The organism is Microbacterium pygmaeum, from assembly GCF_900100885.1.
GTDB classification, from domain to species: Bacteria; Actinomycetota; Actinomycetes; order Actinomycetales; family Microbacteriaceae; genus Microbacterium; species Microbacterium pygmaeum.
In genome coordinates, this window is the sequence record NZ_LT629692.1 from 1062135 (window position 1) to 1084934 (window position 22800).

18 protein-coding genes, 1 tRNA gene and 2 pseudogenes are annotated in these 22800 nt (G+C 67.1%); 20 read left to right on the forward strand and 1 reads right to left on the reverse strand.

Going from position 1 to position 22800, the window contains the following annotated elements; all coding sequences use genetic code 11:
* Positions 1-15 precede the first annotated feature (15 nt).
* The 4 genes from BLT19_RS04860 to BLT19_RS04875 all read left to right on the forward strand — a co-directional run bounded on the left by BLT19_RS04860 (position 16) and on the right by BLT19_RS04875 (position 5081).
* Positions 16-1053: an ABC transporter substrate-binding protein gene (locus tag BLT19_RS04860; RefSeq protein ID WP_197673025.1), complete on the forward strand. Its 1038-nt coding sequence runs from the start codon at positions 16-18 to the stop codon at positions 1051-1053.
* A 208-nt stretch (positions 1054-1261) separates the two neighbouring features.
* Positions 1262-2278, forward strand: a complete 1017-nt coding sequence (locus tag BLT19_RS04865) for an ABC transporter permease (RefSeq protein ID WP_091487182.1) — start codon at positions 1262-1264, stop codon at positions 2276-2278.
* Between the two features lie 65 nt (positions 2279-2343).
* Positions 2344-3519, forward strand: a complete 1176-nt coding sequence (locus BLT19_RS04870) for a sugar ABC transporter substrate-binding protein (RefSeq protein ID WP_091487184.1) — start codon at positions 2344-2346, stop codon at positions 3517-3519.
* Positions 3462-5081, forward strand: a complete 1620-nt coding sequence (locus BLT19_RS04875) for a sugar ABC transporter ATP-binding protein (RefSeq protein ID WP_157681752.1) — start codon at positions 3462-3464, stop codon at positions 5079-5081. Before BLT19_RS04870 ends, BLT19_RS04875 begins: the two co-directional genes overlap by 58 nt.
* A 17-nt stretch (positions 5082-5098) precedes the next feature.
* On the opposite strand, the gene BLT19_RS17525 is transcribed toward BLT19_RS04875, so the two are convergent.
* Positions 5099-6016, reverse strand: a complete 918-nt coding sequence (locus BLT19_RS17525; RefSeq protein WP_157681753.1) for an IclR family transcriptional regulator — start codon at positions 6014-6016, stop codon at positions 5099-5101.
* Here BLT19_RS17525 and BLT19_RS04890 point away from each other — a divergent pair.
* The 16 genes and pseudogenes from BLT19_RS04890 (at position 5972) to BLT19_RS04960 (ending at position 22708) form a co-directional block, all read left to right on the forward strand.
* Positions 5972-7447, forward strand: coding sequence for an aldehyde dehydrogenase family protein (locus BLT19_RS04890; RefSeq protein WP_231917798.1), 1476 nt, complete (start codon positions 5972-5974; stop codon positions 7445-7447). The genes BLT19_RS17525 and BLT19_RS04890 overlap by 45 nt on opposite strands.
* A gap of 33 nt (positions 7448-7480) precedes the next feature.
* Complete coding sequence (locus BLT19_RS04895) at positions 7481-9616, forward strand: hydantoinase/oxoprolinase family protein (protein WP_091487193.1); 2136 nt, start codon at positions 7481-7483, stop codon at positions 9614-9616.
* Between the two features lie 14 nt (positions 9617-9630).
* Positions 9631-11811 (forward strand): hydantoinase B/oxoprolinase family protein, encoded by a 2181-nt coding sequence (locus BLT19_RS04900; protein WP_091487194.1) that lies wholly within the window; start codon positions 9631-9633, stop codon positions 11809-11811.
* The gene (locus tag BLT19_RS18090; RefSeq protein ID WP_091487196.1) at positions 11808-12134 is read left to right on the forward strand and encodes an iron-containing alcohol dehydrogenase; all 327 of its coding nucleotides are present in this window, start codon (positions 11808-11810) and stop codon (positions 12132-12134) included. The genes BLT19_RS04900 and BLT19_RS18090 overlap by 4 nt, the downstream gene beginning before the upstream one ends.
* Positions 12119-12919: an iron-containing alcohol dehydrogenase gene (locus BLT19_RS04910; protein ID WP_091487198.1), complete on the forward strand. Its 801-nt coding sequence runs from the start codon at positions 12119-12121 to the stop codon at positions 12917-12919. Before BLT19_RS18090 ends, BLT19_RS04910 begins: the two co-directional genes overlap by 16 nt.
* Positions 12916-13635, forward strand: a complete 720-nt coding sequence (locus BLT19_RS04915; RefSeq protein WP_091487200.1) for a class II aldolase/adducin family protein — start codon at positions 12916-12918, stop codon at positions 13633-13635. Before BLT19_RS04910 ends, BLT19_RS04915 begins: the two co-directional genes overlap by 4 nt.
* A 258-nt stretch (positions 13636-13893) precedes the next feature.
* Positions 13894-15214: pseudogene (locus BLT19_RS04920) on the forward strand (IS256 family transposase).
* A gap of 408 nt (positions 15215-15622) precedes the next feature.
* Complete coding sequence (locus BLT19_RS18225; RefSeq protein ID WP_407939828.1) at positions 15623-15826, forward strand: LuxR C-terminal-related transcriptional regulator; 204 nt, start codon at positions 15623-15625, stop codon at positions 15824-15826.
* Positions 15781-16014 (forward strand): annotated as a pseudogene (locus tag BLT19_RS04930) (ATP-binding protein); the annotation flags it as partial. The gene BLT19_RS18225 and the pseudogene BLT19_RS04930, both read left to right, overlap by 46 nt.
* Positions 16015-16147: 133 nt before the next feature.
* Complete coding sequence (gene istA / locus BLT19_RS04935) at positions 16148-17362, forward strand: IS21 family transposase (RefSeq protein ID WP_091487203.1); 1215 nt, start codon at positions 16148-16150, stop codon at positions 17360-17362.
* Complete coding sequence (gene istB, locus BLT19_RS04940; protein WP_091487205.1) at positions 17362-18159, forward strand: IS21-like element helper ATPase IstB; 798 nt, start codon at positions 17362-17364, stop codon at positions 18157-18159. Before istA ends, istB begins: the two co-directional genes overlap by 1 nt.
* A 436-nt stretch (positions 18160-18595) precedes the next feature.
* A tRNA-Ser gene (locus tag BLT19_RS17530) sits at positions 18596-18743 on the forward strand.
* Between the two features lie 332 nt (positions 18744-19075).
* Complete coding sequence (locus tag BLT19_RS04945) at positions 19076-19768, forward strand: hemerythrin domain-containing protein (protein ID WP_091487207.1); 693 nt, start codon at positions 19076-19078, stop codon at positions 19766-19768.
* The gene (locus BLT19_RS04950) at positions 19765-20469 is read left to right on the forward strand and encodes a Type 1 glutamine amidotransferase-like domain-containing protein (RefSeq protein ID WP_231917799.1); all 705 of its coding nucleotides are present in this window, start codon (positions 19765-19767) and stop codon (positions 20467-20469) included. The genes BLT19_RS04945 and BLT19_RS04950 overlap by 4 nt, the downstream gene beginning before the upstream one ends.
* Before the next feature lie 177 nt (positions 20470-20646).
* Positions 20647-22233 (forward strand): S1C family serine protease, encoded by a 1587-nt coding sequence (locus BLT19_RS04955; protein ID WP_172825592.1) that lies wholly within the window; start codon positions 20647-20649, stop codon positions 22231-22233.
* A gap of 136 nt (positions 22234-22369) precedes the next feature.
* Positions 22370-22708 (forward strand): hypothetical protein, encoded by a 339-nt coding sequence (locus tag BLT19_RS04960; protein WP_091487211.1) that lies wholly within the window; start codon positions 22370-22372, stop codon positions 22706-22708.
* Positions 22709-22800: the final 92 nt, after the last annotated feature.

Genomic DNA, 22800 nt, shown 5'->3' on the forward strand with positions numbered 1-22800 from the left:
GCGACGCGGACCGCCGTGGGAAACGATCGAGTCCAGATCGCCGACGAAGGAGTCCTCGCTATGACGCTGCTGCCGCTGACGATGGGCGCTGTGAACTACGACCGCTTCCAGGCCATCCGCGATGGGTCCGTGCGCGTCGAGGGGATCGACCTCGAGATCGTCCCGCTCGAAGTGGAGGAGATCTTCTACCGACAGATGAAGTATCACGAGTTCGACGTGAGCGAGATGAGCATGTCGAGCTATCTGGCGGGCATCGATGCTGGCGATTTCCCGTACATCGCGCTCCCGGTGTTCCCCTCTCGGTACTTCCGCCACCAGTCGGTGTTCGTCCGTACCGACAGCGGCATCGAGCGCCCTGAGGATCTCATCGGCAAGCGTGTCGGCGTGCCCGAGTACCAGATCACGGCGTGCGTGTGGCTGCGCGGGATGATGGCCGACGACCACGGCGTGACCCCTGATCGCGTGACGTGGTTCAGCGGCGGGGTCGATTCCCCCGGGCGCGTCGAGAAGCGGCCCATCGAGCTGCCCGACGGTGTGACGGTGACGCCCATCGGCAAGGACGAGACGCTGTCCCAGCTCATCCTCGACGGCTCGCTGGACGCGCTCTTCACCGCCCACCTTCCTGCCGCGTTCCTGGATCGGCCCCATCGGGTGACGCGTCTGTTCCCCGACTACAAGGCGGTGGAGAAGGCGTACTTCGCCCGGACGGGGATCTTCCCGATCATGCATGTGGTGGTCGTGCGCCGCAGCGTTCTCGACGCGCATCCGTGGATCGCGCGGTCTCTTCTCAAAGCATTCACCGCCGCGCTGGAGAAGGCGAAGGCGGATCTGCTGTACCGCAGCTCGCTGAAGGTCATGCTGCCCTGGCTCGCCGACCATGTCGAGGAGACCGTCGCGGCGATGGGGACCGACTATTGGCCCTACGGCGTCGAGGAGAACCGGACGGTGCTGGACACCTTCTTGCGGTATCACCACTCCCAGGGACTCTCGCGGCGGCGCCGCGAGCCCGAGGAGATCTTCGCCCCCAGCACCATCGACGAGTTCGTGATCTGAGGAGCCCCTTGCTCCTCGGATTCCGCCATGCAGAAGTCAACGCAGCGGAGGCGGAAACGAGTCATAACGTGTGCCGGATCGGCACCGAACAGCCCGGGTTCTGTATCGCAGAATCCGAACCGAGCGGGATTCGATATCCCCTAGCGTCGTGTCCACACCCCGGTGCACGACGGCCGTAACCAGGGATCGAACGAGGGAGTTCGCCGCAATGACGATCACGCAGCAGCCGCCGGCCGCACGCGCCGAAGCGTCCGCCTCCACGACGCCCCGTTGGCTGCGTAGCCTCGGGTACCGTTATGGCGTCGTCGGCGTCTGGATCGTGGCGTTCGTCTTCTTCTCGATCATGGCGCCCACGACGTTCCTCACCGCCACCAACCTCACGGCCATGCTGAGTTCGCAGGCGGCGCTCATCCTGCTCGCGCTCGCGGTCGTGCCAGCGCTCGCCGCAGGAGAGATCGACCTGTCGGTCGCGGGTGTCATGACCATCTCGGCCACCGTCGTCGGGCAGCTCAACGGCGTCTGGAAGGTCGACATCGTCCTCTCGATCGTCCTCGCGCTCCTCGTCGCGCTCCTCGTCGGGTTCATCAACGCCTTCCTCGCCGTGTACGTCGGGGTTCAGTCGATCGTGGTGACGCTCGGGATGAGCACGCTCCTCGTGGGGATCTCGCAGTGGATCGCCAACAAGCTAACGATCACCGGCGTCTCCCCGGACCTGGGCCGACTCGTCAACGGACGGGTGTTGGGTGTGAGCGCCGGCTTCTGGTTCGCGATCGCCGTGGGTCTCGTCCTCTGGTACGTGTATCGGCACACGGCCGTCGGCCGACACGTCGTCTTCATCGGCAAGAACGCCGAAGTCGCCCGGCTGTCGGGGCTGCCGGTCCAGAAACTCAAGGTAGGCGCCTTCATGGTGACGAGCCTTCTCGCAGGCCTTGCGGGCGTCGTTGTCGTGGCCAGCGCGGGAGGTCTTCAGCCGACCTCGCTGCAGACCCTGCTCCTTCCGGCATTCGCCAGCGCCTTCCTCGGGCAGGCCATCATCGACCCCGGCAGCAACAACCCGCTCGGCACCATCATCGCCGTGCTGTTCCTCGCCACCGGCATCAACGGACTCGTGCTGCTGGGCGCCGACACCTGGGTGAGCGACGTGTTCTACGGGGCGGCCGTCATCATCGCCGTCACGGTCTCCCGTATCGCTACCGTCCGCGCTCGCCGAAAGAGCGTCCTCTGACTTCCCCCGGCCCGGATCGTCGATCCCGGGACGATCGCTCCACAGTAAAGAAGAGAGGCACGAACATGACCAGATCTCACGCAGTGTCGCGTCGCACCGGTTCATCCGTAGTCGCCCTGGGAGTCGCCGCGGCACTCCTGCTCAGCGGCTGCTCGACCGACGCACCTGCCGATCCCGGCACTGACGCTCCGGCAGCGGATGCCGTGAGCCAGGAAGTGCTCGACAAGCTGGCTTCCTACGAAGCCGCCAGTGCGCTGGACAATGTCGGCGAGGCGTTCGATGTCTCGTCGGTGGAAGGCAAGACCGTCTGGTGGGTGATTCAGGAGGGCGCAAACCCATTCCTCGCCACCGTGATGGCCCACGCCGAGGAGGCGCTCGCTGAGGTGGGCGTCAAGCTCGTCACGTGTGATGGGAAGTCGAACCCGGTCGATGCTAACAACTGCATCACGCAGGGCATCGCGCAGGGCGCCGCGGCCATCCAGGTCGACGGTCCCGACCCCGAGACGGTCGCCAATGCGGCGCAGGCCGCGGTGGATGCCGGTATCCCCGTCCTCACCGGATCCGGCATCGACGCGTCGCAGCCGATGCCGGACTTCATCGCGGGGGTCACGAGCCAGCCGTACGTCTTGACCGGCGAGCTGGCCGCAGACTGGATCATTGCCGACTCGGACGGCGCGGCGAACGTGCTCTTCATCACCACTCCGGATGTCAGCGGCTCCGGGTTCCAGGCCCAGGGGTTCAAGGACGAGATGGCGAAGTACTGCCCGGACTGCACGGTCACCGAGCAGGGCGTGACCCTGGGCAACTGGGCGAGCGATCTTGGGTCGACGGTGAGTGCGGCGCTGGCGAAGGACCCGACGATCAACTACATCGCTCCCGTGTTTGATCCGATGACCCAGTTCATCAACCCGGCCATCCAGCAGGCGGGTCGCGGGGAGGACGTGCAGGTCGTCACGGTGAACGGCAACCTGCCCTTCATGCAGGAACTCGCCACCGGAACGGGCCCGACGAAGGCCCTGGTGGGCCTGGATCTGAACCTGCTGGGCTGGATCGAGGCCGATCAGATCCTGCGGGTGCTCACCGACACGCCGCCCGTGTCGGACTACTACACGGTCGCGCGCGTTTTCGACGAGGACAACATCGGCGAACTCGACCTGACCGCTGAGGCGTTCGGCGACAGCTCGTGGTACGGCGGCGCGGGCAGCACGGCGGAGCTGTTCACTTCGCTATGGCTCAAGTAACGAACCCGCAGGAAGCTCCGGATGGTGGGCTCACGCCCGCCATCCGGCTCCGCGACCTGCGGAAGACCTACGTCGAAGGCGTGCCGGTGCTCGAGGGCGTCGACCTGGACGTGCCGCACGGCCAGGTGACCGCGCTGGTCGGCGCGAACGGATCCGGCAAGTCCACGCTCGTGAAGATCCTGTCGGGATATCACGCACCCGACCGGGGCTCCCGCATCTGGATCGATGGCGCGGAAATCGAGGGGCAGATTGCGCCGGCCGCCGCACGCGACGCGGGGCTGAGGTTCGTCCATCAGGATGCTCGGCTCGTATCCGGTGTCAGCGTGCTCGACAACATGCTCGTGGGGGCATACCACACGGGCATCTCGGGCCGCGTGCACTGGCGGTCCGAGCGCCGCAGCGTGCAGGCGCTCCTCGACCGGTGGCGGATCGAGGTTGCCCTCGATGCGGATCCGAGCAACCTGCCCCTCGCGACGGTGTCGAAGCTCGCCGTGCTGCGCGCCCTGCGCACCGAGGGTGACGAGAAGATCAGCGCACTCATTCTCGACGAGCCCACCGCAGCCCTCGGCAACGACGACTCGCACAACCTCCTCACCTGGGTGCGCGAACTTGCCGCCCGGGAGCGTGTCGGCGTTCTCTTCATCGGCCACCGCCTGCCGGAGATCCTCTCGCTGGCCGATCGTGTCGCCGTGCTGCGGGCCGGACGCATCGTCGCGGAAGAGGCGGCCGGCGAGCTCGATGAGGCGCGGTTGGTGCACCACGTCGTCGGGACGGAGATCGCGCAGTTCTATCCGGACCGCGAGGAGCGCCGTTCGGTCGAACCAGTGCTCACCGTCACCGGTCTCGGCGGAGCGAAGGTGCACGATGTCGATCTCCACGTCGGGAAGGGTGAGGTCGTCGGCATCACCGGCCTCGCCGGTAGCGGTTTCGAAGACATCCCCTACCTCGTCGTCGACCCGTCCGCGAGGGCTCGCGGAGAGGTGACGATCGATGGACACAAGATCAATCTGCGCCGCACGACGATCGCCCGACGGGGTGAGCTGGGGCTGGTGCTCGTGCCCGCCGACCGCAAGAACAAGGCGCTCGCCGTCGACCTCACGCTGCGCGAGAATCTGGTGCTGCCCCGGCTCAGGTCGTTCCTTCGCCGCGGCGGCCTCAGCCGCGCTGCCGAGCACACCGACTCCATTCAGGTGCTGAAACGGTTCGGGGTGCGTCCGCCCGACTCACGACTCGCCGCGAGCAGCCTCAGCGGCGGCAATCAGCAGAAGGTCGTGCTCGCCAAGTGGATGAGCACTCGCCCGCAGGTGTTGATCATCCACGAGCCGACGCAGGGGGTCGACGTCGGAGCGAAGTCGGAGATCTTCGCGCTCCTCGCGGAGTCGGCGTCGCAGGGCCTATCGACCGTGCTTGTCTCCGTCGAGTACGAGGATCTCGCGCACCTGTGCGACCGCGTGTACGTCGTCGGCGAAGGACGCATCGTCGCGGAGCTCTCGGGTGCGCAGCTGACGACGGAGGCGATCACGGCGACCGCCCTGATGGGCACGGAGCGCAGGAAGGCGTGAGCGCGTACAGACGGCGCTCAGTCGGTGGGCGGGCCGTGCAGATCGAGCTCGATCGCGGCTCGCGCCTCGCGCAGGGTGTGCATCATCTCCTGGCTGAACAGGTCGCTGTAGCGCACGGAGGGGACGGCGATCGACACGGCGGCGAAGGCCCGACCTGCCTCGTCGTGGATCGGAATGGCCACGGCGGTGACACCGATCTCGGTCTCCTGATTCGCCGTGGCGTAGCCGTTGCGGTGATGCAGGCGAAGCTCGCGCAGGAACCGTTCGATCTCGCTGTCGGAGAGCGCGTCCCCCTGAGCCTGAGCGATCGTCCCCTGATAGAGGCGACGGATGGCCGCTTCCGGCAGGTCGGCGAGGAGCACCCGTCCGCCGGCGGCCTTGATCGCCGGCATCACGACGCCCGTGCGGTTGACGATGCGCAGCACCTTCGTGCCCTCGCAGCTCCACAGGAACCGCAGCTTCGTTCCGGCCCGGATGGACAGGTTCGTCGTCTCACCGGTCCGCAGCGCGAGCGCTTCGATGTGCGGCGCGGCGATGTCGCGCAGAGACTTCGTCCAGCTGGAGCGCACGGGAGCCGCGCCGAGCGCATAGCCGGGCACGTACGCGCGGCTATCGTCCTGTCGCGCGAACCCATGGAAGACGAGCATCGCCATCAGCCGGTGCACCGTCGATTCCGCCGTGCCGAGCTCCGTGGCGGCGGTGCGCAGTCGCACCTCGCCGTGGTCGCGCAGCATGTGCAGCAGGCGCAGCGCTTTCTCGACCGATCCGATCGGGTATTGCGGTCGCGTGGGGTTCGGCAGTTTCTGCATAGCGTAAGTATTGACCATCCGGCTTCTGTTTCGTACCAAGATGAGTGCTGACGGCATGACAAGGAAGTCGAGGAACCGATGATGGTCGTATCGCGAGCCGCACTGCGCGAAGAGGTCGCGGCCCATCCGTGGCGGCTGCTGATCGGCGGGGAACTGCGGGAGGCGGAGGGCGGCGCCAGGTTCACCGACGTCGACCCTTTCGCGGAGGCGCCCCTCGCACAGGTGCCCGACGCGTCTGCGGCCGACGTCGACGACGCGGCCGAGGCGGCAGCCGCCGCGCTCCCGGGCTGGCGCCAGTTTACTGCGCTCGAGCGCGCGAAGCTCGTCCACGATTTCGCCGATATCGTGCAGGCCCACGGCGAACAGCTCGCAGGACTGGATGCGATCGACACGGGCTCGCCGATCGCCAACGCACGCTTCGACGTGAAGATCGCCGTCGATCAGATCCGGATGTACGCGAACTTCGCGCTTGAGATGAAGGGGCAGACCATCCCCTCCAGCAGCGCTCTGCACTACACCGTGCGGCAGCCGGTGGGAGTGGTCGCGAAGATCTTCCCGTACAACCATCCGCTCATGTTCGGATGTCGTGTGGCCGCGCCGCTCGTGGCAGGCAACACCTGCGTCATCAAGCCGCCCGAGGCCGCGCCGCTGTCGGTTCTGCGTCTCGGCGAGCTGCTGCGCGATGTCTTTCCGGCGGGCGTGCTCAACATCGTCGTCGGCGACGGCCCCGCCGTCCCCGACCGCCTCGTGCGGCACCGACACGTGCGTCGCATCGGATTCATCGGGTCCGAGCCCACCGGGCGGGCGATCCAGAAGGCGGCGGCCGAGTCGGGGGTCAAGCACGTCACGCTGGAGCTGGGCGGCAAGAACGCGATGGTCGTCTTCGACGACGCCGATCTCGACCGAGCGGCTGCCGGCGCCGTGAACGGCATGAACTTTACCTGGTCGGGTCAGTCGTGCGGATCGAACTCGCGCGTGCTCGTGCAGCGCTCGATCTATCCGGCCATGACCGAGAAGATCGCCGCGCTCGTGAAGGCCCGGACGATCGGAGACCCTCTGAGTGAGGATTCCGAACAGGGAACCATGATCAACCGGGCCCAGTTCGACAAGTCGATGCGCTACATCGACCTGGCGAGGCAAGAGGGCGCACGCGTCGTCGCCGGCGGTGGCAAGCCCGCGGGCGACGGCTACGACACCGGGTACTTCGTCGCCGCCACCGTGCTCGCCGATGTCGCCCCGGATTCGACCGTGGGGCAGGAGGAGATCTTCGGTCCGGTCATGTCGATGATTCCCTTCGACACGGAAGAGGAAGCCGTGGGCATCGCCAACGGCGTCGAGTATGGCCTGACAGCGAGCGTGTGGACGAAGGATCTCGGCCGCGCGCACCGCGTCGCCCACGAGTTCGAGGCCGGGTACATCTGGGTGAACGCGTCGTCCATCCACTATCCGGGCACGCCGTACGGCGGGGTCAAGCGGTCCGGCGTCGGCGGCAAGGAGGAGTGTCTGGAAGAGCTCCTCTCGTACACCGAAGAGAAGGTCGTCAATGTCGTTTACTGACGCGAGATCGTCAGCCCCTCAGGAGGATGAGCAATGAGTAAAACGGAAGCCCGATCCGGAGAGCTGTACATCGGTGTCGACACCGGCGGCACCTTCACCGACATCGTGGTCATGGACGGGGAGGGCAGGGTGTATGCCGACAAGGCCCCGACCACCCCGCACTCGCTGGACGAGGGCGTCTTCGCCGCGCTCAAGATCGTGGCCGACGTGCGCGGGGAGAGCATCGAGGGGATGCTGAGCAAAGTCGCCGTCTTCGGCCACGGCACCACCCAGGCGACCAACGCGCTCATCGAGCGCCGGGGCACGAAGACCGGCCTGCTGACCACGCGTGGATTCGGCGACACCATCATCCTGCAGCGTCTGATGGGATTCACCGCGGGCCTGCCGATCGAGCGCCTGGGTGACTTCTCCGCCCGCGCCTACCCCGACCCGATCGTGCCGCGCACGCTGATCGCCGAGATCCCTGAGCGCGTCGATCAGGCGGGCGCCGTGCTCCTCGAACTCGACGAGACGACCGCCCGCGCCGAGATCCAGCGTCTTGTGGACGAAGGTGTCGGAGCGTTCGCGATCAGTCTGCTCTGGTCTTTCCGCAACGACGCCCACGAGAAGCGGCTGCGCGAACTGATCCGCGAGATCGCTGGGGACACCGTGTACGTCTCGATCTCCAGCGAGATCAACCCCGTCCTCGGCGAGTACGAGCGCACAGCGACGACCGTGCTCAACGCCTACCTCGGCCCGACCGTCGAGCGCTACCTCGAACTGCTCGAGCGCAAGCTCCGTGAAGCGGGCCTGTCCGGGCGGTTCTCGGTGCTCAACAGCGTCGGCGGTGTCATGGGAGCCAAGGAGGCAGCGGCCAAGGCCGTGCTGCTGCTGGGCTCTGGCCCGACCGGCGGCGTGCTCGGCTCGTTCCACCTCGCGAAGGAGCTCGGTCACGACAACATCATCACCTCCGACATGGGCGGCACGTCCTTCGACGTCGGCCTCGTGGTCGGCGGTCAGCCGGTGGTCAAGGCGGTGACGGAGGTCGCGCAATACCACGTCGCCACGCCGATGGTCGACATCACGGCCATCGGCGCCGGCGGCGGATCGATCGCGCAGGTCGTCCACGGCAAACTCCTCGTCGGGCCGGAGAGCGCCGGGGCCTACCCGGGACCGGTCTGCTACGGGCGCGGCGGCGAACAGGTCACGGTCACCGACGCGGACGTCGTGCTGGGCGTCATCGACCCCGACAACTTCCTCGGCGGCCGGATGAAGATCGACAAGGCCGCCGCCGAGCGAGCGATCCAGACTCTTATCGCCGAGCCGTTGGGCATCAGCGTCGTTGAGGCAGCGGCCGGCATTCGGCACATCGTCGACAACCGGATGGCGGGCACACTGCGTGAGCTGACCGTTGGACGCGGACACGACCCGCGCGACTTCGTCCTCTACGCCTACGGCGGGGCGGGTCCCATGCACTGCGCGGGCTTCGGCGCCGAGCTGGGTGTCAGCGCGATCCTCGTGCCGGCGACCTCGATGGCGCACTCCGCCTACGGAGCCCTCGCCGCCGACATCCACCACACCGTCGAGCGTTCCCAGGTGTTCCGCTCCTTCCCGGGCAATCCCGAACCGTGGAAGGAGTTCGACATCGACGAGATCTGGAAGATCTTCGCGGAACTCGAACACGAGGCCCTCGAGCAGCTGGAGCGTGATGACGTTCCGCGCGACGTAGCGATCATCACCCGTGCGGTCGATATGCGATACCGCAGCCAGACCCACGAGCTCATCGTGCCCGTGACCACCGCGCTCGCGGATCCGTCGGAGCTGAAGACACTCGTCGACGATTTCGAGCGCGCCTACGAGGACACCTACGGCAAGGGCGCCGGCTTCCGTGACGCCGGCGTCGAGATCGCGACCTTCCGCGTGGCGGGCATCGGTCGCACGCAGAAGCCGACCTTCAGCGAGATCACGCCGCCCGTCCCGGCGGAGCGCCCGGGCCGGCGGGTCTTCGACGTGCGGGCGATGCAGTGGTGTGAGGCGCCGGTACACGACTGGAACTCGATGCAACCCGGCGCCGTCATCCCGGGCCCGACGATCGTCGAGCACCCCACCACCACCGTCTACGTGGCAAGCCAGCAGGAAGTGCAGATGGACCACATCGGCAATCTCGTCATCACCGCTTTAGATCTCTGAGAGGAATCGACACCATGAGCACCATTATCGAGAGCACCCCGAGCCTGATCGGTGACGACCACCTCGAGGACATCGACCCGATCAGCTTCGAGGTCATCCGCAACAAGCTGTCCGCCATCACCGAAGAGCAGTCGATCACGTTGAAGGCGGTGTCGGGATCCCCCGTGGTCACCGACGCCACCGACTTCAACGTCGGCACCTACCTCTCCGACGGTCAAATCGTCACGATGGGGCCGCAGATCCTCTTCCACTCTGGCTCCATGGCGTCGGTGGTGCGGAACCTCATCATCGACTGCGAGGACGACCCGGGCATCGAGGAGGGTGACATGTTCATCCTCAATGACCCGTACAAGGGCGCCCTGCATCAACCCGACGTCACCGTCATCGCCCCCGTCTTCTACAACGGCGAGCGCATCGCATTCGTCGGATGCTGCGCGCATCAGATCGACATCGGGGGCATGAACTTCGGCTCCTGGTCCTTCCGCGCCCGCGGTATCCAGGAGGAGGCGATGCTGCTGCCGGGGATCAAGCTCGTCGAGGGCGGGAAGCTGCGCAGCGACCTGTGGTCGATGATCATGCGGATGACCCGCATGCCCACGACCGTCGGGCTCGACCTGAAGGCGATGATCGCCGCCAACAACGTCGCGGTGAAGCGTCTCACCGAACTGTGCGACCGCTACGGCGTGCAGACTGTGCTGTCGGTGATGCATCACGAGATCCGCAACTCCGAGGCGGCGGTGCGTCAGGCGCTGCGCGAGCTGCCCGACGGCGTCTTCCGCGCGGTCGACTTCCTCGATCACGACGGACACGACAACAAGATCTACGCCTTCCTGCTCACACTGACCAAGAAGGGCGAGACACTCGAGTTCGATTTCACCGGAACGTCTCCACAGGCGCCCGGGTTCATCAACTGCACCTATTCCGGGCTCATCGCCGGCGTCTACACCGCGATGCTCCCGACACTCGCGCCCAACGTGCGATGGAACGAAGGCATCCTGCGCGCCGTGACCATCAAGGCGCCCGAGGGCATCGTCGCGAACGCGAAGTGGCCCGCTCCGGTGTCGGGAGCTTCGGTGTCGGGGACGTGGCTGGTCTGCAACGTCGCGTTCCAGGCGCTTTCCCGCCTGGTCTCGACCTCTCCCTCGACGACTAAGTTCGGTGCGGGCGTCACCAAGGGGCATATGAGCATCATGGTGCTCTCCGGCACCGATCGGGACGGCCTGCCGTACGGCAACTTCCTGCTCGACTCGATGGCGGGGGGCGGCGGTGCGTACAACGACCACGACGGCCTGACCGGCTCCGGGGACTTCTGCGCGCCGCGACCCACGATCACCAACGTGGAGACGCACGAGGCCAACGGACCCATCCTGTTCCTCTATCGCAGCATCCTCCCCGACACCGGCGGCGCCGGCCGGCAGCGCGGCGGCAACGGGGTGGGGCTGGCGATCACCCCGCACGACACCGATTCCCTCACGGCGATGCTGGTCGGGCACGGCATTCAGGTACCCAACAGCGCCGGGATCTTTGGCGGCTTCGAGGGTGCCTGCGGCATCAACGAATTGCTGAAGGCGCCGGAGGGAGTCTCGCCGGTGGGGCTGGTCAGCTCGCACGCCGACCACGCACAGTGGCCGGGGGAACGGGTCGATGTCGGCGCGAAGCCGGGGTTCGTCCCGCTCGGCCCGGGGGATGTCATCTCGTACACCTTCCAGGGAGGCGGGGGCTACGGCGACCCCATCGAGCGGTCCCTCGACGCGGTCTCAGAAGACGTGCGGCTCGGATACGTCACTCCCGGAGAGGCCCAGGGCGTCTACGGCGTCGTCGTCTCGGAAGCGGGCGAGGTCGATCTCGGCGCGACCGATGAGCGCCGGTCCACCATCCGTGCGGAGCGCCTCAGCGGTACACCCGGCCGCACGAGCGGAGCGGCCGAGATCAGCGGTCGGCAGCTCACGCCGCGCCTGACGCTCACGAGCGACGGAGCCATCGTCGATGCCTGCGGGCACTCGTTCGGGACGACGCCAGACTGGAAGTCGAACGCTGTCATCCGCGTCGTCGAGTCGTCGAGCCACGGCAAGCACGTCGTGACCCACGAGGACCTCGAGATCCGCGAATACGTCTGCCCCTCGTGCGGCACCCTGCTCGAGTCGAACGTCACTCGGATCGGCGCGGAGGACCTGATCACCTCGGAGCTGCTATGAGCACCGGCTCCTTCTCGGTGCCCACGGAGGTCTTCGCCGGCGTCGGCAGCCTGAGCGAGCTGCCCGCCGTACTGCGTCGGCATGGGGTGACTCGGTTGGCGGTCGTCACGGACGCCGCGCTCGTCGCTACCGGTCTGCTCGACTTCGTGCTCGAGCACATCCCCGACGCGGCTCCCGTGACGATCCTCACCCTCCCGCCGAATCCCGACGTGCAGCCCGTGGAGGATGCGGCCGAGGCCGCACGCGCGGCCGGTGCCGACGCCGTTCTCGCCATCGGCGGTGGCAGCGCGCTCGGGGAGGAAAGGCGGTGGCGATTCGGCTGACCAACGATGCGCCCATCGGCGCGTACGAGGGAGTCGATCGCGTACCGAACCGGCCTGCCCCCACCATCGCCGTCCCCACGACAGCGGGCAGCGGCAGCGAGGTGTCGAATGCGCTCGTGCTGCACGAGCCCGGACGCTCCACCGAACTGGTGGTGCGGGGTCGCGGCTGCGAGCCGAGGGCGGCCATCCTCGACGCACGGTTGCTTCGCGGTCTTCCGGAGAACCCGCTCCTCTTCGCCGCTCTCGACGCTCTCGCGCACTGTCTCGAGTCGCTCTGGGCGGTGGGGCGGACCTCCTTCACCACGGCGCTCGCGCTCGAGGCGGCGGACCGGATCATCGATCTGCTGCCCTCCGCCGTGGCGGGGGTCGCGAGCGGGGCGAACCGTTCGGGTGAGAACGATGAGGTGCTGCAGCAGCTGCTCGAAGCGAGTTCGATGGCGAACATGGCCTGCGGCAACTCCGGACTGGGCCTCGTGCACGCTCTCGCGAGCGCCGTCGATGTCACGCTCGCGCACGGGCTCCAGACCGGACTCCTCCTTCCGCATGTCGCGAACTTCAACGCGCAGACCCTCGCGCCGCCCGCGCGGGCGCTCCTTCCGCGCGTCGACGCGCTCTATACGCAGCTCGGATTCGAGGCGTCCTACGCCGTCGCGTCCTCGGATCCCGTCCCCGCGGGAGTTCTCGTCCGAGCAACGCAGGGACATCCTTTCCGTGCCAACAACGCCAGACCCTCCAGCGACGAGGAAGTGGCCGAAGTCGCCCTCGCCGCCGGAGCGACCCGATGAGGACGACGACGACCGCTTCGCAGCTGATCGACGACCTGGTCGACGCCAACCACGTGCTCGTCGACCGCGGGGTGCTCGACGCCTACGGTCACGTCAGCGGCCGACACCCCGACGACCCGGAGAAGTTCCTGATCGCCCGGAACCTCGCACCCGGCCTCGTCACCGCCGCGGACATCCAGGTCCTCGACCTCGACGGCGGCACGGACGATGAGCGACCGAGCTACCTGGAGCGCTTCATCCACGGCGAGATCTATCGGGCGCGCCCCGATGTGCACTCCGTCGTGCACAGCCACTCGGCGTCGGTGATCCCGTTCACCATCTCGAATCGCCCCCTGCAGGCGGTCTGGCACATGGCGGGATTCTTGGGTGAGGGCGTGCCCGTCTATGAGATCCGCGAGGACGCCGGGATGGGCAGTGACCTGCTCGTGCGCACCCCGGAGCTCGGGGCAGGGCTCGCGGCCAGCCTCGGGGAGGGTGCTGTCGCTCTCATGCGGGGACACGGATCGGTGACGGTCGGCGACTCGATACCCCACGCCGTGTGGCGCGCGGTCTTCGCAGAACTCAACGCGCGCGCGCTCGCCGTGGCCGTCGGGTTGGGCGAGGTCACCCCCCTCACCGCGGAGGAGGGCATCGCCGCGGCGAAGTCGAACTACGGGCAGATCCGTCGTCCTTGGGAGCTGTGGCGCGCCGAGGCACGAGCCGGGCGCCGCGGGTAGCCGCCGGTCTCGCCGAGGCCGGAGGGCCTCCGCCGATCCTCTCTCTCGACAGGCGTGCCACCGCTGCTCTATTTGGTGCAACGGCCACTGCGGCGCGCGACATCCTCTGTGTCCGACAGCGGGGTCTTCCCTCGCGCTGGAATCCAGGTCGAGGTCGGCGAACCTCGCGGGATCGAAGACGGGTCTGTCGGGAACTTTGTGTGTGAGGGTTCGGCGTGATCGGTTCAGCTTCGGCTGGCCGGGAAGATGAATCACGTCATGAACACCGAATTGAAGACAACTCAGCAATCCGAGACCGTTGACCTGCGAACCGGGGAGATCTTCCCCGCGCCCCCCGATGTCGCCGCCGTCGCCGAGCAGCTCGTCGCTGCGGCGCGTGGTCAGGGGATCGAGCTGACCGGCCCGAACGGGCTGCTGACGGGCTTGACGCGGCAGGTTCTGCAGTCCGCGTTGGAAGCGGAACTGACCGAGCACCTCGGCTTGGAACCGGGCGACCGTGCCGGCAAGCAGTCGGTCAACTCCAGGAACGGATCGACGCCGAAGACGGTGCGAACTGAGATCGGCGATCTCACGATCCAGGTGCCGAGGGGTCGAGCAGGAACGTTCGCGCCGGTGGTGGTGCCGAAGCATCAACGCAGGATCGCCGGTTTCGATGAGGCGATGATCTCGCTCTACGCGAGGGGCATGACCACCGGCGATATCGCCAAGCACCTCTCCGACCTCTACGGCTCCGACGTGTCCCGTGACCTCGTCTCGACGGTGACCGACAAGGTGCTTGGCGACATGCAGGAATGGCAGCTCGTCCGCTGGACGTCGTCTATCCGGTGGTGCTGATCGATGCGCTCGTGATCAAGGTCCGGGACGGGCAGGTCGCGAACCGGCCCGTCTACGTCGCCGTCGGCATCGATCTGGACGGTCATCGTGACGTTCTCGGGTTGTGGATGGGACCGACCGGGGGTGAGGGTGCGAAGCAGTGGATGAACATGCTCACCGAGCTGCGCAACCGCGGCGTCGCCGATGTCTGCATCGTCTGCTGCGACGGTCTGAAAGGACTCCCCGACGCGACGGCGCGATCTGGCCGCTCGCAACCGTGCAGCAGTGTGTTGTCCATCTCGTGCGCAACTCTCTTCGCTACGCGTCAAAGAAGTACTGGTCCAAGATCACCGGGCAGCTCCGCGTGGTCTATACCGCCCCCACCGTCGCGGCGGCGGAGGCGAGGTTCGCGGAGTTCGCTGAGCAGTGGCGGGGCCTGTATCCGGCGATGGTCCAAATGTGGGAGAACGCGTGGGGCGAGTTCGTTCCCTTCCTGAAGTTCCCGCCCGAGATCAGACGGCTGATTCACACCACGAATGGGATGGAGTCGCTGAACGCGAGGTTCCGGCAAGCCACGAGACGTCGCGGGCATTTCCCCAACGAGCAGGCGGCGATGAAGGTGCTGTATCTGACGGTGCTCGAGCGGCGCCCGAATCGCACGAATCCGACAGGGCAGATCGCCGGCTGGAAAGCTATCCTGAACACCCTGTCCATCACCTACGGCGACCGCCTAGATCTAAAACTGATGGAGGTTGTTGACAGTTGAGACGTCCGATCTAGCGAACATCGTGGCGAGCCTCCATTTCGCAGTTGGGCACCGTTCGCCCGAGGGTCTCTCACGACATCGGCGATGGACGCGTCGTGGCGCGTCGCGGATCGCGCTGCCGCCATAGAATTGTGCCGCCCCCGTTCATTTGGCCGGCGGAGTCAAGCTGCAGGCGTCACCGAGGTTTTCCCGCTAAGTGAAGAGGCTTCTTCGGAAACGGTCGACTACCACGTCGCGGCCGCCGCTGCAATCACGGTCCAGCGACCCGGCATGTACGCACCGACCTGTGAAGTGTTGATGCGAGCCGCTCGAACGGTAGCGGCCAAGGGTGTGCCAACGCGGCGGGAGGAGTCTTTTTCCATCCTGGGGTGCCGTTGACAATCTGGACCCCTCCGGATTGTGGCTGCCGTGCCGGCTGAAGGGGCTAGTAGCGAGCGGATGTCGGCCCGACTCGGTGTCGTCGAGAAGACCGTTCGGAACTACCTCTCAGGCATGTACCCGAAGCTGGACGCAGTCGAGCGAGTCACCGCGGCGACTGCCGCTCGCGACTACCTCGCCCGCCACAAGTGTTCTTCCAACTCGTCTCGTCCCGCTACGAACACGCCTCGCTGATCCTCACCAGCAACCTGCCGTTCTCCGGCTGGGGCGGGGTCTTCGGAGACCAAGCCGTCGCTGCCGCGATGATCGACCGGATCGTCCACCACGCCGACGTGCTCACCCTCAAAGGAGCGAGTTACCGGCTCCGCGGACGCGGCATCGACAGCCTCCCCAGCATCAAGACGCAAGATCCGGCAGACTAACGAAACGACGAATCGGTGGCCTAGTTTTCGCCCGTCGTTTTGGCCTGGTTCTCAACCGTCGCCGACGTTTGTCGACGACGTTTGAAAACTGGTCAGTTTCGGCGGTGAAAAGTGAACACTCGACGATTGGAGAGTGATCACTTTGGAGGACTGGGCGTTGATCCGGCGGTTGGCTGCGGAGGGCGTGCCGAAGGCGCGTATCGCGGAGCGGTTGGGGATCTCTAGGACGACGGTGTTGAAGGCGGTCCGGTCGGATTCGCCGCCGCAGTATGAGCGGACGCCGACGGAGTCCTCGTTCGTCGCGTTCGAGCCGCGGGTGCGGGCGTTGCTCGCGGAGACGCCGGATATGCCGGCGACGGTGCTCGCGGAGCGGGTCGGCTGGACGGGGTCGATCACCTGGTTCCGGGCGGGGGTGAAGCAGTTGCGGCCGGAGTTCCGGCCGATCGATCCGGCGGACCGGTTGAGCTGGGAGCCGGGTGACGCGGCGCAGTGTGATCTCTGGTTCCCGCCGAAGAAGATCTCGCTCGAGGATGGCACGGCCAAGCTGTTGCCGGTGCTGGTGATCACGGCGGCGCATTCGAGGTTTGTGGTCGGTCGGATGATCCCGACCCGGACGACCGAGGATCTGCTGCTGGGATCGTGGGAGTTGATCCAGCAGCTCGGGCGGGTCCCGCGCAGGTTGATCTGGGACAACGAGGGCGGTATCGGGAGAGCGCATCGCCCTGCCGCCGGTGTTGCCGCGTTCATGGGGACTCTCGCGACGAAGCTGGTGTTGCTGCCGCCGCGGGACCCGGAATCGAAAGGTGTCGTCGAGCGGCGCAACGGGTGGTTTGAGACCTCGTTCATGCCCGGCCGGTCCTTCACGTCCCCGGCGGACTTCAACACGCAGTTCACCGACTGGCTGGCCAAAGCGAATACTCGGGTGGTGCGTACGATCCGGGCTGCGCCGACGTCTCGGTTGGACGCGGACCGGGCCGCGATGCTGCCGTTGCCGCCGATCCCGATCCATCTGGGCTGGCGCAATAGCATCCGGTTGGGCCGGGACTACTACGTCCGCCTCGACACCAACGACTACTCCGTGGACCCGACAGTGATCGGCCGGATGGTCGATGTCACGGCCGACCTGGAGCGGGTGAAGGTCCGCGCGGACGGCCGAGTCGTCGCCGACCATGCCCGGGTTTGGGCGCGTGGGACCACGGTCACCGACCCGGCCCACGTGGAGATCGCCGCGCGGCTCCGTAAACAGTTCCAGCAACCCCGCGCGGTCGCGGTCGGCGACGATCTGATCCGGGATCTGGCCGACTACGACCGGGCGTTCGGGCTGGTCACCGGCGACGGGAACAGCTGATGGCGTCGGGCAAGACCACGGACGCGGTCAAGCAGATCACGTATCTCGCCGGCGCGCTGAAAGCACCTCGGATCACTGAAGCCGCCGGCCGGATGGCCGACCAGGCCCGGGATGCCGGCTGGTCGTTCGAGGACTATCTCGCCGCGGTCCTGGAGCGTGAGGTTTCAGCACGGAACGCGTCCGGCGCGGAGCTGCGGATCAAAGCAGGAGGGTTCCCCGCGAGGAAGACCCTCGACGACTTCGATTGGGATGCCCAGCCGACCGCACGGCAGCAGATCGCCGCCCTGGCATCCGGAGGGTTCCTGCTCGAAGCGCAGAACGTCGTGCTGCTCGGACCGCCCGGAACCGGGAAGACCCACCTCGCCACCGCGCTGGGGATTGTCGCCGCCAAGCACGGGCACCGGGTGTTGTTCGCGACCGCGACGGACTGGGTCACCCGCCTCACCGACGCCCACCGGCAAGGCCGGCTCCCGCAAGAGCTCGCCCGGCTCCGACGTTACGGGCTGATCATCGTCGATGAAGTCGGTTACCTGCCGTTCGAGCAAGACGCCGCGAACCTGTTCTTCCAACTCGTCTCGTCCCGCTACGAACACGCCTCGCTGATCCTCACCAGCAACCTGCCGTTCTCCGGCTGGGGCGGCGTGTTCGGGGACCAAGCCGTCGCCGCCGCGATGATCGACCGCATCGTCCACCACGCAGACGTCCTCACCCTGAAGGGCGCCAGCTACCGACTCCGCGGACGAGGCATCGACAGCCTCCCAAGCATCCGCACCACCACCGACGAAACCCCTGGCTAGACTGCCCGCAACTGTTCACTTTTCAAACGTCGAAACTGACCAGTTCTCCAGCGCCGCCGACAGCCGTCTCCCCGCAGGCAGACTCAACAACTGACAGCTTCGTGAAGCAAAGTCGCCTCCGCCCGCCCTCGCTGTCCTCACCGACACTGGCAACGACGCGTGAATGCTGCTCGTACGGGCTCGCCGTGCGATCTGCCAACGCGCGTGTCTCGTTCGCGTCTGAGAAGCCGCATCGTCTACGTCATGCTCAAGTTGAGGTCGTCGTCGCCTATGCACACGAGTGACGTCGGCCAGGGTACTGGTCGCAGAGACTGGCGGGCTGAACGGCTCGTGGCGCTGATTGGGCCGGGGGTCCCCCAAGGGTCCCCGAGTATCGTGAGGGCCTCGATTCTGGGCGATGGTGGGGTGCAGGGAGTGTGTCGAGTGCGAGCCAACGGGGTGCGGAATCACCTGGTGATGCCCGAAATCCGCATGATTCTGCGGCACAACGGCCTCCTCCCCGCTCGCGCTGCGGGTCGTCGATTTCACCCTGCTAAGGTGGAGACCCCCTAAGGGGTCCGTGGGTTCAAATCCCACCGTCTCCGCAAGAAAATCCCTGGTCGGAGGCTCAATCTCGTGCTGTGCAACCGGCGCGAAGAGGGGCTCGGCATCGCCGATTTCGATCCAGATGTCCCCCGCATCTGCCACTCCGCCATCGCCGATCATTCGGCGTGCGCGCACCGGCCCAGGTGCGTCAGCCACGGCGTGGGCGGGCGCATCACTGGGACCACCAGAAGCTGTGGTCCACGACCCTCGTCTCGTCGCGTTCTGAGGGCCGTTCGGCCGTTGCATCCGGATTGCACGTGCTGCAGTCGACGCGGAGCACCCCCGCCGGTTTCTTAGCGTGGGGTGATCACCCCGACCAAAGGAGCACCGAATGGCTGTCGCCCTGCCCTCATCCGGAACGACCTCGTCAGCGCAGCAGGCGCGCTGCGACACCGACGACATGAAGCTCGTCCATGGTCTGTTGCGCCTGCTCTTTCGTGAGGCCCCCGATCTCGTGCGCTCCGTCGGTCGCACGCACCCTCTCCGCCGAGACGCGGTGTCGGCGCACGTGTCGATGATCTCCGGGATGCTCCACGGCCATCACCGCACAGAGGACTCGATGCTGTGGGACGCACTCGAGCAGCGCGCGCCCTCCTGCGCCGTCCACGTCAGCGCGATGCGTCGGCAACACGACGACATGGCGGCACTGCTCGCGGCGCTCGATGAAGAAGTCGCCGCGTGGAACACTCGCCGCGGACCGGACGACGGGTCCGTGGTCGCGACGCTCGAGCGCATCCGGACGGTGTTGGAGACTCACCTGGGAGCGGAGGAGGTACTCATCCTGCCAGTCGCGCAGCTGGCTCTGTCGCAGAAGGAGTGGGATCTACTCGGCAAAACGAGCCAGAAGCACACGCCGAAGGACGTCATGTTCGTCCAGCTCGGCTACCTCATCCAGTCGTTACCGGAGCGCACCCGGCGCGACTGGGTCCGTGCCAACCTGCCGTTCCTGGTCCGGGCGCTGTGGGCGACCATCGGACGACGTCGGTATTCGCGCTATCGTGCCGCCATGGCGGTGGAAGCGTGACGGTGCACTTGGTCGGAGGCGGACGTGATGCAGTGCGGGGTGCGGCGCTGTTCCGACCGTTCGTCGACGAGACGCTCGCCCGTGTCGGCGACCGACGCCCGACGATCGTCCTGCTCCTCGTGCTGGAGGCGGACGACGACTCCAGCGTGGAGCGCTTCCGGGGGCTGTTGACGGATGCCGGTGCCCCGCCGCAGGGCATCTGCGTGCGCGCGATCCTCGAAGGCGAGACGTTCGGAGCCGATGCGATCGACGCGGTGGATGCGATCGTCGTGGGCGGAGGTTTGACACCCGCATACCTCGACGCCGTCGAGCCGATCGCCGTCGAAATCCGGGAGCGCGTGGCCTCCGGCATCCCGTATCTCGGCTTCTCTGCAGGGGCCGCGATCGCGCCCGAACGGGCGCTTGTCGGTGGTTACCTGCGCGACGGCGTGATGGTGTCGCCGGAGGATGCCGCAGAAGAACTCGGCGAGCTCGCCGTGCGTCCCGGGCTCGGCATCGTAGGCGTCACCGTCGACGTTCATGCAGCGCAATGGGGAACGCTCTCGCGGCTCGTCGCAGCGGTCGACGCCGGACTCATCGACGCGGGCGCGGCGATCGACGAGCACACCGCGCTCACGGGCGACGATGTGCGCGGCGCAGGCCACGTCTGGGACGTCGCCCGATCGGCGGGCTCGATCCAGGTCTCGCTTCGGAAGGGCTGACTACCGCTCATTCCCGCACGCCCGCACGCCCGATCGCCTCCGAGTGGTCGGGCGTGCGGCCGTTCCGCGCCCGAGCGCGTGATGCGCATTGCACGCCGCTCGCACGTGCATTGCACGGCGATTGCGAAGGCCATCGGTGCCCCGCGGACAGAGAGGACAGTCCCTAGCTTCGGTGACATGAACGCACATCAGACCTCGCGCCGAGCCTTCACGGGCAGCGCCGCAATTCTCGTCCTCACGACCGCTGCCCTCACCGGATGCACCACTCTCGGCTTCGGCGCGAACCCCGGATCCGGACCGGCCGCCGATGGAGGCGGCGTCGCCTTCGACGCCGTCCAGTCCGCGACGATCCAGATCGAGGCGGTCGGCACCTTCGTCTCGCCCGAGGAGGGCGGCTACGAGGCCGCCGGCCGCGGCTCCGGCTTCATCATCTCGGAGGACGGGCTGGCCGTCACCAACAACCACGTCGTCGTCGGTGCGGGCACCCTCGACGTGTGGCGCGGCGGCGACACGAGTGACACGGTCAACGCCAAGGTGCTCGGATCGTCCGAGTGCCTCGATCTCGCCGTGATCCAGCTCCAGAAGGACGACTATCCGTACTTCGACTGGCACGAAGGGGACATCGCCACCGCGACCGACGTGTACGCCGCGGGCTTCCCGCTCGGCGATCCCGAATTCACGATGACCCGCGGGATCGTCTCCAAGGCCGACACCGCGATGGACACCCCGTGGGCATCGCTGGACCACGTGATCGAGCACGATGCGCGCATCCGTCCGGGCAACTCGGGCGGTCCGCTCATCGACACCGAGGGCGCGCTCATCGGAGTGAACTACGCCGGCAACGATCAGTACGACCAGAACCTCGCGATCCACCGCGATGAGGTGCAGGACGTCATCGAGACGCTGGCCTCCGGCGAGAGCGTTCTCAGTCTCGGAGTGAACGGCACCGCGCTCGTCTCGGAGGGTCAGGGCCTGGGGATCTGGGTGAACTCCGTCGCCTCGGGATCGGCCGCGGACGAGGCGGGTGTCGCGCCCGGCGACCTCATCACGAAGATGGAGGGCGTCAGCGTCGGCACCGACGGCACGATGGCGGACTACTGCGACGTGCTGCGCACGCACGGTCAGGATGCCACCCTGTCGGTCGAGGTGTACCGCCCGGCGGACGGCCGGTACTACACCGGGCAGTTCAACGGGAAGGCGGTCACCGCGGTGTCGGTCGTCGACGATGCCACCGGCAGCACCGGAGGTTCGGCCGGCGGAGCGTCCGGATCCGGCGGGGCGAGCAGCCCCGCCGACTTCACCACGGTCACCGACGACACCGAGAGCCTGGCGGTCGACGTGCCGGCTGCCTGGAACGTGGACGGCAGCGTGTTCATCGACCCGCAGGGCGGCGAATGGGCACGGATCGAGGCGAGCCCCGATCTGAGCGCCTACGCATCCTCGTGGTCGGTCCCCGGGCTTTCGGTGCTGGCGGCGCCGGCAGCCACGGCAACGCTGAGCCCGGATGAGTGGCTCCAGCTGGTGACCCCGACGATGCAGGCGGCCGGCTGCCAGCTCTCCACCCACGACACCTACTCCGACGGCTACTACGACGGGGTGTTCGACTACTGGATCGGATGCGGCGACACCGGTGCCGACTACCTCATGCTGAGCGCTCTGTCCTCGGACGGGTCCCACGTGGTGGCGCTGTCCGTCCAGGCCCTCACGGAAGACGACCTCGCCGTGATCGACCATGCGCTGGGCAGCTTCATCGCCCAGTTCTGACACCCCCACTTCCCCCGGCCCGGGGTCGTCCGCCCGACGACCCCGGGCCTTTCCCTGTGCAGACGACCGCATTGCGCGCAGCTTGTGCAGCGTCCCCTCGCCTGCGAGCGGCGTCCACCGTCCGGAGGATGGAACCATGATCATCCCCACCGATTCGATCGTCACCGAGCGCCAGAGCGTCCTGGACGATCTGAACCTCTCGATGCTGTTCCTGGGCACCGCGCACGTCGAGGCGATACCCGCCGATGAGCTCGACGACGCGGATGACGGCGCGTTGCGCCGGCTGGGGCTGAGGGTGCTCGCCCGATCGCCGCTGAGTCCTGCCATGACCGCCGCCCTGCTCTGCCGAGTGCTCCACAACCGCCGCATACCCGGCGTCGAGATCGACCGCATCGCCGACGGCGTGCGCCTCCGCTGCGCCTACCTTCTGCCGACCGGACGCTGGCGACTGGACATCGTCGCCCCCATCGTCTGATTGCACGAACATTGCACGGCCGACACATGCCGGTGGAACTGGTGCCGCCGTTCCTACGATCGACACGTGCGGGAACGTCGGGCAGGAGCAGG